The sequence below is a fragment of the Nitrospirota bacterium genome (assembly GCA_035516965.1).
Taxonomy (GTDB): domain Bacteria; phylum Nitrospirota; class UBA9217; order UBA9217; family UBA9217; genus MHEA01.
Genome location: DATIZR010000096.1, coordinates 26,463 through 37,611, shown reverse-complemented (window position 1 = coordinate 37,611; position 11,149 = coordinate 26,463). Strand labels below are relative to the sequence as shown.

Below are 11,149 nucleotides of genomic sequence, written 5' to 3'. Positions count from 1 at the left end.
CCTCACGAGAAGGCTTCATCGAGAAAAAGAGCGACCTGCGTGATCTTCCGCGGCTGAACATCAACAACAAACTGGATCTCATATCATTTCAGCAATACCTCGGAGCGAACCCGTGAATATGGCGAGATTCCTCGTGATCGTTGTCATGCTGTTCGGAAGCGCGGGCATCTGTCCGGCGCAAGCCCCGGAAGGGGGCGGCGACGAGGCGACGATCGAGTCCTTTCGGAAGGCCATTGCCGCTTCGAAAAACGTTGCTGAAAAGGCCGCGTTGTACAAAAAGCTGGGGGATCTCTATGTGTCCCGCGAGGACTTCAAGAACGCCGCGGAGGAATACATCCGCGCCCTTTCCCTGAAGGGCGATTTCGACGAAAGCGAACGGGTCCAGATGACGGTTGCGATATCATGGGGAGACAGGCTGGAGGAGGCAATTGCGGAGTTCCGGGCGATCGTGAAAACGAATCCGGACAACATCGAGGCCAGGACGCACCTTGCTCGGACGCTCTCCTGGGCGGGCAGGTTCGATGAGTCGCTCGTCGAGATCGCTGTTGTTCTGGGCCGGGACCCCGAAAACACGGACGCCCTGCTGGTCAAAGCGAACGACCTGCGTTGGAAAGGAGAGATCGACGAGGCGCTTCCGCTCTACCGCTCCATCCTCGAAAAAAAGGAAGATTTCGACGCGCGGGTCGGGTACACCTCTGTGCTCTTTGCCCAGGGGGAGGAGCCGGCCGCGCGGGAAAGCCTGGCGCTGTTAAAGCCGGCCTATCCCTATCAGGAAGATGAACTCAAGAAATTACAGGCGGAGATGAACAAGCCGAAACCCGCACAGCAATCCCGGGGAGCCGTGAAATTCAGCCACTACCAGGATACCGACGGCAATGCGGTGAACAGGTACCTGGTATCCTACGCTTTCCCCGTGAGGGGCGGGAACCCGCTTTTCAACTACCTGCACACGGAGGCGCACGACGACACCCGCCGGAACAGTACTGATATGGTTTCCGCGGAGACCCGTGTACCGGTGGGCAGGCAGCTCGGCATGGGGGCCGGCCTCGGCATCATCCGCTACCACGACGGCGGCGAGCCGGATTTTTTGATTGGCCACCTGAACACAGATGTCGAAATGCCTCACGGTTCCACGGGCATAGCGCTGGCCAGGGAGCCGTTGAATGAAACGGCTGAGCTCATCGAAAAAAGAATACGGCGCTCAGCCGCCGGGGTAAACCTTGATCACACTCTGACCGAGCTGCTCTCTCTCTCGGGAAATTACACCTACGCGGATTACTCGGATGCAAACAGCTCCAACGACCTGCAGCTCACCCTTCGCTATGCTCTGGCGCGGGAAAATCCCCGGATCACCATCGGCTACCGGTTCCGGTATCTCGATTTCGGCCACCAGAGTTTTGACGGCTATTTCGATCCCAATCGCTTCACGTCTTATCAGCTCCTCTTGAATACCTCCTTCGAGCAAGGACAGGTCAGCGGTTCGGCCGAGCTCTTTGTCGGCCATCAGTCATTCATGAGATACGGGGCCGGCAATAACGACTTCATTTATGGCGGCACCGCAAGCATCGGATACAAGCTGACGAAGAACATCACCGTGGAGGTGAACGTCGAAGGAGGCGATTATGCCCTCCAAACAGCGACCGGCTTCCGATATCATCTGTATGGGGTCAGGCTGAGCGGGGCGTGGTGATAGGGCGTTGCCCTTCCTTTTTATCGTCCTTCGACTTCAAATTACAACGTCATCCCCTCAACCTGCCGCCTTTTCCCTCTTTACCTCTCCCGCCTCTCTGTGATAAGATGCAATTCTGTGAGCACCCTGGAACCAACCATCATTCCCCGTTCGGGGCATACCATCTCCCGCAAATGGATCAGCCCCAATGCAGTCCGCGTACTCTACCGCCTTAAGGAGAAGGGATACCACGCCTATCTCGTAGGCGGGGGCGTGCGCGACCTGCTGCTCGGTCGCGAGCCCAAGGACTTCGACATCGCCACGAACGCGACCCCGAACGAGGTCAAGAAGCTCTTCCGCAACTGCCGGCTCATCGGACGCAGGTTCCGGCTGGCCCATGTCCATTTCCATAACGAGATCATAGAGGTTGCGACCTTCCGTTCCAACCAGCCCGAGGAACCGGAGTCGGAGACAATCCCTGAAGCTTTACCCGTGGCAGAGGTCAAGGAGCCGGCCGGGGGCGAGATCCAGGCGGACATTCCGGCTGAGAGTCAGCCCGAGGCCGCGGCAGCAGAACCAGCAGCGCCATCGGCTTCAGCAATAACAGCTCCCGAGCGCCCCCGTCCGCCGCGCATGCTCAAGACCGAGGACGGCATGATCCTGCGCGACAATGTGTTCGGTACGCCGGAGCAGGACGCAGTCCGCCGCGACTTCACGGTGAACGCCATGTTCTACAACATCGCCGACTTCTCGGTCATCGACTATGTGGGCGGCATGAAGGACCTCCGGTCGGGGCTCATCAGGATCATCGGCGACCCCGTGGTGCGCTTTACCGAGGACCCCGTGCGCATGGTAAGGGCCATCAGGTTCGCTGCCATACTCGGATTCGAGATCGAAGAGAGCACGGAACGAGCGCTGCTCGATCTGAAGGACCGGGTGGCGCTCGCCTCGCCGTCCCGGATGTACGAAGAGGTCCTGAAGCTGTTCCTCCAGGGAGAGGCGGAGAAGACCTACCAGCTGCTCAGGAAATCCGGCCTCTTCGGCGTCATCTTCCCGGGACTGAACGCGTGGGTCGACCTTGAGCACGAAGGGTACCCGCATACCTGGATCGGCAAGGCGCTCGAATGGGTCGATGTCTGCATGCAGACCGGCAGAGGGGTGGAGCCCCATATCCTGTTCACGCTCCTGTACGGACAGTATGTGGAGGAAAAGGCCCGGGAGCTCCGGACTGCGGGCATGCCGCCCGTCGATGCGCTCACCGCCGCGATCTCCGGGATCATGGGTGAACAGGTGCAGCGCGTCCAGATCCCGAAGAAGATCGGCCTCGCCATGCGGGACATCTACTGGAACCAGCAGCGGTTCGAGAAGCGGGAAGGGAAGCATCCCCGCTATTTCCTGCGCAGGCCCGGGTTCGCCGACGCCTTCGAGTACCTTCGCTTCATCACCGAAACCACGGGTGAGCGGCCGGAGCTCCGCGCTTGGTGGAAGGAGTTCATCAAGAGCGACGCGCGGCTCCATGCGGGCGATGGTCAGGTCGCAGGGAAAGGCCAGGAAAGGCGCGGCCGGCCGACCCGGAGGCGGAGAAGACGGGGCGGGAAGGGAAGACCGGGAGAGCCGAAGCCGAAAGCCTGATCGTAATAACCACGGATGAATACGGGTAAAAGAAAAATCGTTTTGTAACCACAGGTGAACACAGATTGGCACAGGTAAATAAAGGCGAGGGCCGAAAGCGATAGGGTCCTTTGCCACAATGTAAAAACTGCAGATATCGATCTTAACTTTTTTCTATTCGTGAATATTCGCATCAATTCGCGGCCAGCTTGTCTTTTGTTCTTGTCTGTGTCATCCGTGGCAAAGTAAGGTGCTTATGCCCAGACCACCGCGTTTCTTCATATCCCCCGAGCAGGCAGCCGGCCATTCCATCACCATCACCGGCGAGGATGTGCGCCATATCGCGGTGCTCCGGATGGAGAGCGGCGACGAACTTTTGATTGCCGACGGACGGGGGATGGAGTATGCGGTCAGGATCATGGGCATTGACCGCACCACGGTCAGGACCGAGATCATCAGCCAGGCAAAGCGGGAGCCCGCCTCTCCCCGCATCACGCTGGGCCAGGGCATTCCCAAGTCGGACAAGATGGACCTGATCATTCAGAAGGCAACGGAGCTTGGCGTTTCTGCCCTCGTTCCGCTCGTTACGGAGCGGACCATTGTGAAGATCAGGGACGAGGAGAAACGGGCCGGACGCTGGCAGAAGATCGCCAGAGAGGCGGCCATGCAGAGCAGCCGGCTCGATATTCCGCAGATCGAACCCGTGCGATCATTCAGGGACTATGTCTTTTCCCTGAACCCCGCCCCCGGGACCCTGCTCCTTTTTCCCTGGGAAGAAGGGACCGAGCCGGTCAAGAACGTCCTGAAGCGGAACCCCGATGCAGGGAATATCGTCGTACTCGTAGGTCCGGAGGGAGGGTTTTCCGGGAAAGAGGCCAACGAGGCGAAGAGCAGGGGCTTTCATCCCGTGAGCCTCGGATCGAATATTCTGCGAACCGAAACGGCCGCCCTCGCGGTCCTGAGCATGATCGGATACGAGTATCGTTAGGGTGATTTGTCTTCCCTGCATGTTGCTTGCTTTTGCCGGTGCTCTTCCGTTCTCCGGCCCGCCGTTTCCCGCTTCCGCAGCACGCCCCGCTATCATTATTGGCCGGTTTTCCCCCGGCATTTCCCTTGACACCCCGAGCAGTGAGATGTTAATATCACGCTCTACGAGGGGGGCCAATGAAACTGGCGATCGGCTGCGACCACGGCGGTTTTGACCTCAAGGAAGAGGTCCTGAAGTACCTCAAGACGGTTCCGGACGTGCGGATCGAGGACTTCGGCGTCGCGAGCCGGGACTCCGTTGATTACCCTGACTACGGCAGAAAGGTCGCCGAGGCGGTTTCCCGGGGCGCCGCGGACCGCGGCATTCTGATCTGCGGGACGGGCATCGGCATGTCCATCGTTGCGAACCGCTATCCCCGCGTGCGCGCCGCGCTCTGCCACGACCACTTCACGGCGCAGATGAGCCGTGAGCACAATGACGCGAACATCCTCGTGATGGGCGAGCGCGTTATCGGCAGGGGGGTGGCCCTGGAGGTCGTGAAGACCTGGCTCGAAACGCAGTTCGCCGGAGGCCGCCACCTGCTGCGGCTGAACAAGATAGAGGATATCGAAAAATCCGTCAACACGAAGTAACCCGGGAATATCAACTGCGAAGCCGCGGAGACCGCGAAGGAAAGCGCTGGCACCGGCGTGTAAGGCGTGGCCAGTCCTTCGCGACCTTTGCGCCTTGGCGGTTCAATGGTTTTTGTCCCGGTTTGCCGCGACCGAGAAATCGAAAAATCGCCCATAAGGATGCCACCATGTCGGAACTCAAAGACGCTGACCTCGAAGTCTACAATGCGATCAGGGGCGAGGAGCAGCGCGAGCTGGAGAAGATCGTCCTGATCGCCTCCGAGAACTACGTGAGCCAGGCGGTGCTTGAAGCGCAGGGTTCGGTCTTCACGAACAAATACGCCGAGGGCTATCCGAACCGCCGCTATTACGGCGGGTGCGAGTACGCCGACCAGGTCGAGTCCCTGGCGATCGAGCGGGCGAAGCAGCTTTTCGGCGCCGAGCACGTGAACGTGCAGCCCCATTCGGGCTCGTCCGCGAACATGGCGGTCTACTTCAGCGTGCTCCAGCCCGGGGACACCATTGTCGGCATGGCGCTTCCCCACGGAGGACACCTGACCCACGGCGCGAGCGTCAGCTTTTCCGGCACGCTGTACAAGTCCTTTTCCTACGGCGTGGACCGGGCGACGGAGCTGCTCGATTACGACGAGGTGGAGCGGCTCGCCATCGAGCATAAGCCGAAGATGATCGTCTGCGGCTACAGCGCCTATTCGCGCAGCCTCGACTTCGGCCGCTTCCGGAAGATCGCCGACAAGGTCGGCGCCTACCTGATGGCCGACATCGCGCACATCGCGGGACTCGTGGCAGCCGGAGAGCATCCGAGCCCCGTGCCCCACGCGGACTTCATCACGACCACGACGCACAAGACCCTGCGCGGCCCGCGGGGCGGCATGATCATGTGCCGGGAAAAGTTCGCCAAGGCCGTGGACAAGGTTATTTTCCCCGGGATCCAGGGCGGCCCGCTGGTTCACGTCATCGCGGCAAAGGCCGTGTCGTTCAAGGAAGCGCTCCAGCCGGAGTTCAAGGACTACCAGCGCCAGGTGAAGAAGAACGCCCAGGCGCTCGCGAAGCGCCTCACCGAGGACGGGTTCCGGATCGTGTCGGGCGGCACCGACAACCATCTGATGCTCGTGGACCTGACGCCGAAGAACATCACGGGCAAGGACGCGGAAACGGCGCTCGACGCGGCCGGCATCACGGTCAACAAGAACAGCATCCCCTACGACCAGAAGCCCCCCGTTACGACCAGCGGCATCCGGCTCGGCACGCCGATCGTGACCACGCGCGGCATGCGCGAGCACGAGATGAAGGTCGTCGGGGACCTGATCTGCCAGACCCTGAAGCACATCAACGATGCCGAGGCGCTGGCGAACATCAGGGAGCAGACCAGGAAGTTCTGCAGCCGGTACCCGATGTTCGCGATGGAAAAAGCGCAGGTTTAGAGCACGGGAACGACGGGAGCTTCGCTCACACGGGCTTCGCATCACGGGTGAAAGCAGGGCTTTTCGTTCGGGCGGGCTTTCGAAGCTTGTTCTTTGTTTTAAAACTCTGAATCTTATCTGTGTGTCCGGCAGAGCCGCACCTGCCTGTCCCCGCGTTACGGCGACGGCAGGAGATGTTCACCTGTGGTTACAAAGTCTATGACAAGGCCTTCCTGGGACGAATATTTCATGGAGATCGCGCACCTCGTGAAGAGGCGCGCCACCTGCCTGCGGCGCCAGGTCGGCGCCGTGCTCGTGAAGGACAAGAACATCCTGGCCACGGGCTACAACGGGGCGCCTTCCGGCATCCAGCACTGCCTGGACCGCGGCTGCCTCCGCGAGCAGCTGGGCATCCCCTCCGGCGAACGCCATGAGATCTGCCGCGGCCTCCACGCCGAGCAGAACGCCATCATCCAGGCCGCCAAGCACGGCACGAACATCGAAGGCTCCACCCTCTACTGCACCAACCAGCCCTGCGGCATCTGCGCGAAGATGATCATCAACGCGGGCGTCGCGCACATCATCTTCGAGGACGGCTACCCCGACGCCCTGGCCGCCGAGATGCTGAACGAGTCCGGCATCAAAATAACACACTACGTAAAAAAGTGAATCAAGGCAAAGGGCGTATTTCGAATTAAACAACGCACAATGTAGATCGGCCGGTAAAGGTGCTTCAATTTGGGATTTGCACCGTGAAATCCGCAATGTGAAATGCTCCTCGTGACCTATGCGCTGCCCCTACTGCTCAAGCCTCGATAATAAAGTCATCGACTCCCGGATGGGGAAGGAAGGCGATTCCATCCGCAGGAGGCGGGAGTGCATCAAGTGCGAGGGGCGCTTCACGACCTACGAGCGCGTCGAGGAAGTGCTGCCCTCGGTCATCAAGAAGGACGGCAGGCGCGAGCCCTACGACCGCATGAAGATCCTGAACGGGCTCAAGAAGGCCTGTGAAAAGCGGCCGGTCAGCGTCGATGCGCTGGAGAACACCGTGGCCGACATCGAGAAGTCACTGCAGGAGAAGGGCCTCAAGGAGATCCCGAGCACGGTCATCGGCGAAGAGGTGATGGAGCATCTCCACAGGCTCGACGAGGTCGCCTATGTCCGGTTCGCCTCGGTGTACCGGTCGTTCAAGGACATCAACGAGTTCATGAGCGAGCTGAAGGACATCCTGGGCAACAAGGAAATAAAGAAACTGAAGGAAAGCACATCGTAACACGGGAGCCGCAGTCCAGATGCAGGCCCTTCTTCTCAGAAGGGGTGAATCCGGACGTTTCCCGTTGCCCGTATCCTAAGAGTTGCTCTTCGCTCTCCGCGCACTCTGCGCCTCCGCGAGATAAGCGTTCCCCATGTCCAACCCAGTTGTTGATATAGCCGTCGGTGTTTCCGTCAATAAGACCTTCCACTACCTGGTCCCGCAGGAAATGCAGGACAGGCTCGCTCCCGGCTCACGGGTGCTCGTTCCCTTCGGCAGCAGACGCATGACCGGCACGGTCGTCGGGTTTCGCGAACAGGCCGACGTTGCGGACCTCAAGTCCGTGATCGAGGTCATCGATGACCCGATCGCCCCCGAACTCCTTGAACTGGCCTCCTGGATGTCCGAGTACTACCTGTACCCGCTCGGCCAGGCCATCGAGGCCGTCGTGCCCAAGGCGGTCTCGCGCGCAAGGCCGAAAAAGAAACAATACCTGCGTTTGCTGCGCGAGCCGTCCACGCCCTTGAAGGGCGCGAAACAGGCTGCGCTGGTTGCGGCGTTGAAGGAGCAGGGGGAGCAGGAGGTTGATGCGCTGCCGGGCTTCTCCCGTGCGACCGTCAACAAGCTCCGCGAAGAAGGCATCATCGAGCTCGTCGAGCGGGAGCAGCAGCCCGCGTCAGAGGAGCTCGATTTCCTGCCCAGCGAGCCTCCGGTCTTGATGCCGGAACAGCAGGAGGCGGTGCGCAGGATCGAGGAGGCAATCGCAGGCAGGACCTTCGGCGTCTTCCTGCTGCACGGCGTGACCGGCAGCGGCAAGACCGAGGTCTATCTCCACGCCATCAACGGGCTTACGGCCTCGGACAGGGGGGTGATCGTCCTGGTCCCGGAGATCGCGCTCACGCCGCAGCTGCTGTCCCGTTTCCGGCGGCGGTTCGGGAGCCGTGTGGCGGTGCTGCACAGCGGGCTGACGGACCGGGAACGGGCCGATGAATACCGGCGCATCAGGGCGGGCCAGGTCGACGTGGCCATCGGCGCGCGGTCGGCGGTCTTCGCTCCCTTTGGGAAGGTGGGGCTGATCGTCGTGGACGAGGAGCACGAGAACTCCTACAAGCAGGACGAGGGGCTCCGCTACCACGCCCGGGACGTGGCGATCATGCGAGCTAAATTCCAGGATGCCGTCGTGGTGCTCGGCTCGGCAACGCCGTCGCTCGAAAGCTATCACAACGCGAAGTCAGGCAAGTTCACCTACCTCCGCCTCGCGAACCGTGTGGACCACCGCCCCATGCCCGAAGTTTGGATCGTCGACGGGAAGACCATGCCCAAGGGGCAGCTCTATTCCCCTCAGCTGCTCGACGGCATCAGGCAGCGGCTCGAGAAGAAGGAGCAGGTCCTGCTGCTCCTGAACCGGCGCGGCTTTTCCTCGGTCCTCATCTGTCAGGAATGCGGCACCGTCATCAAGTGCCCGAGCTGCAGCGTGTCCCTCACGTACCACAAGTCCGAAGGCACGCTCAAGTGCCACTACTGCGGACACTGCACGAGCCCGCCGGACCACTGTTCGTCCTGCAAGGGCGTCGACCTCAAGCCGCTCGGCTCGGGCACCCAGAAGATCGAGGAAGAGCTGCAGAACCTGTTCCCGGACGCGCGCGTCCGGAGAATGGACAGCGATTCGGTCAAGGGAAGGGACGCCTATGACACGCTGCTGCAGCAGGTGGACCGGCTGGAAGTGGACATCCTGCTCGGAACGCAGATGGTCGCCAAGGGTCACGACTTCCCGGCGGTGACGCTCGTCGGCGTGGTGGATGCCGACGTGGGGCTGAACCTGCCGGATTTCCGTTCCGCGGAAAAGACGTTCCAGCTCATCACCCAGGCGGCAGGCAGGGCGGGCAGGGGCGATGCGGCGGGGGAAGTGGTCATCCAGACCATGAACCCGAACCACTACTCGATCCTCCACAGCAGGACCCACGATTACGAGGGATTCTATGATGAGGAGATCGCCTACCGGAGCCAGCTCCAGTATCCGCCGGTCGGCAGGTTCGTGAAGCTCGAGGTGAAGAGCGCCAATGACGGCTATGCCCGGGAGGCGGCGAAGATCGCTCAGGACCGCATCAGGAGCCTGCTCAAAGGCAAGGACGTTCTCCTGCTCGGCCCCGCGCCCGCCCCGATTGCGAGGGTGCGCGGTCAGTACCGGTTCCAGCTGCTCCTGCTGTCACAAAAGCGCGAGATGATGAGGTTTCTTGCAACGGAAGGAAAGAACGCCGTGGAGGAGAAGTACGGCAGGAAATGCAAGGTGATCGTGGATGTGGACCCGGTCAACTTGATGTAAGCAGGTTGCTGCCGGAATTCTGAATTAATACTGTTTCTCATTGAGGACTGTCAGGTCTATGGATCACATCTCTCTTCAAGAACTCAACACCCGCTGGGACCGCTGCCGGAAATTGCTGCATGAGCATCTCCCCGCGGCGGAAGGCCTTGTTGTCTTCTCACGCCTGAACATCTACTACCTCACCGGCACCTTCGGGAACGGCCTGTTCTGGCTCCCGCTCCAGGGCGAACCAATACTTCTCTGCAGACGGGGGTATGAGCGGGCGAAGATGGAATCGCCGGTCAGGAACATTGCGCCGTTCTACTCCTATAAGGATGTCGAAGGGGTTTTGCGCGATGCCGGATCGCCGATCGGGAAGACCATCGCCGTCGAGATGAACGGCCTCTCGTGGATGCTGGGATCCAGTTTTGCCAGGTACCTCCCCGGACGCGATCTCGTGTCGGGCGACCGCGTTCTTTCCCTGACGCGCAGCAGGAAGACCACGATGGAGCTGGAGCTGCTCCGGGACGCCGGTGCGAAGCACGAAGCGTGCCTGGTCAGGCTTCTGCCGCTTCTGCTGAAACGGGGGATGTCTGAATTCGAAATCGCCCACGCGATCTCGCACCTCTTCTTTTCCCAGGGCCACCAGGGCATCCTGCGCATGGAGAACTACGGCGAGGAGGTCTATCTCGGCCACATCTCGATCGGGGAGAGCGGAAATTATCCGAGCGTGTTCAACGGCCCGCTCGGTCTGCGCGGCGTGCATCCCGCGGTGCCGCACATGGGATCGAAGCACGTCCACTGGGAGGACGGCATGCCGCTCTCGATCGACAACGGGTTCATGCACGAGGGGTATCAGACGGACAAGACCCAGGTCTACTGGCTCGGAGCTCAGGACTCGATACCGGCGATCGTTCGGGCCGCTCATGATTGCGCGATAGAGATCCAGGCGCGGGTCTCCGGGAACCTGAAGCCCGGCATCAGGCCGAGCCTGCTCTGGGAGCTGAGCCTGGAGCATGCGAAGCAGAAGGGCTTCGAGGAAGGCTTCATGGGCCTCGGCAGGAACAAGGTCGGCTTTATCGGCCACGGCATCGGGCTCGCCATCGACGAGTATCCGGCGCTCGCCAAAGGCTTCGACGTGCCGATCGAGGAGGGTGCGGTCCTCGCTATCGAGCCAAAGATAGGTATCCCCGGCATCGGCATGACGGGCGTTGAGAACACTTTTGAGGTGACTTCGCAGGGCGGAAGAAGCCTGACCGGAGAAAACTACGATATCATCTGCGTGCCCTAGCCGG

At 60.9% G+C, this 11,149-nt stretch carries 9 protein-coding genes; all 9 read left to right on the top strand.

Annotation, left to right across the window (positions count from 1 at the left end):
* The first annotated feature begins 118 nt into the window (after positions 1-118).
* The 9 genes from VL197_14720 to VL197_14680 all read left to right on the top strand — a co-directional run bounded on the left by VL197_14720 (position 119) and on the right by VL197_14680 (position 11,145).
* A complete protein-coding gene (locus VL197_14720; protein ID HUJ19234.1) occupies positions 119-1,690 on the top strand; it encodes a tetratricopeptide repeat protein in 1,572 nt (523 codons plus the stop codon).
* Positions 1,691-1,807: 117 nt separating this feature from the next.
* Positions 1,808-3,301 carry a poly(A) polymerase gene (locus VL197_14715; GenBank protein ID HUJ19233.1) on the top strand — a complete coding sequence of 498 codons (1,494 nt, stop codon included), beginning with the start codon at positions 1,808-1,810 and terminating at the stop codon, positions 3,299-3,301.
* Positions 3,302-3,536: 235 nt separating this feature from the next.
* Complete coding sequence (locus VL197_14710) at positions 3,537-4,268, top strand: 16S rRNA (uracil(1498)-N(3))-methyltransferase (protein HUJ19232.1); 732 nt, start codon at positions 3,537-3,539, stop codon at positions 4,266-4,268.
* A 176-nt stretch (positions 4,269-4,444) separates the two neighbouring features.
* A complete protein-coding gene (gene rpiB, locus VL197_14705; protein ID HUJ19231.1) occupies positions 4,445-4,900 on the top strand; it encodes a ribose 5-phosphate isomerase B in 456 nt (151 codons plus the stop codon).
* 167 nt (positions 4,901-5,067) lie between these two features.
* Positions 5,068-6,321 carry a serine hydroxymethyltransferase gene (gene glyA / locus VL197_14700; GenBank protein ID HUJ19230.1) on the top strand — a complete coding sequence of 418 codons (1,254 nt, stop codon included), beginning with the start codon at positions 5,068-5,070 and terminating at the stop codon, positions 6,319-6,321.
* Positions 6,322-6,519: 198 nt separating this feature from the next.
* Positions 6,520-6,969 carry a cytidine/deoxycytidylate deaminase family protein gene (locus VL197_14695; GenBank protein ID HUJ19229.1) on the top strand — a complete coding sequence of 150 codons (450 nt, stop codon included), beginning with the start codon at positions 6,520-6,522 and terminating at the stop codon, positions 6,967-6,969.
* A 118-nt stretch (positions 6,970-7,087) separates the two neighbouring features.
* Positions 7,088-7,573 carry a transcriptional regulator NrdR gene (gene nrdR / locus VL197_14690; GenBank protein ID HUJ19228.1) on the top strand — a complete coding sequence of 162 codons (486 nt, stop codon included), beginning with the start codon at positions 7,088-7,090 and terminating at the stop codon, positions 7,571-7,573.
* Between the two features lie 133 nt (positions 7,574-7,706).
* A complete protein-coding gene (gene priA, locus VL197_14685; protein HUJ19227.1) occupies positions 7,707-9,875 on the top strand; it encodes a primosomal protein N' in 2,169 nt (722 codons plus the stop codon).
* 58 nt (positions 9,876-9,933) lie between these two features.
* Positions 9,934-11,145 carry a M24 family metallopeptidase gene (locus tag VL197_14680; protein ID HUJ19226.1) on the top strand — a complete coding sequence of 404 codons (1,212 nt, stop codon included), beginning with the start codon at positions 9,934-9,936 and terminating at the stop codon, positions 11,143-11,145.
* Positions 11,146-11,149: the final 4 nt, after the last annotated feature.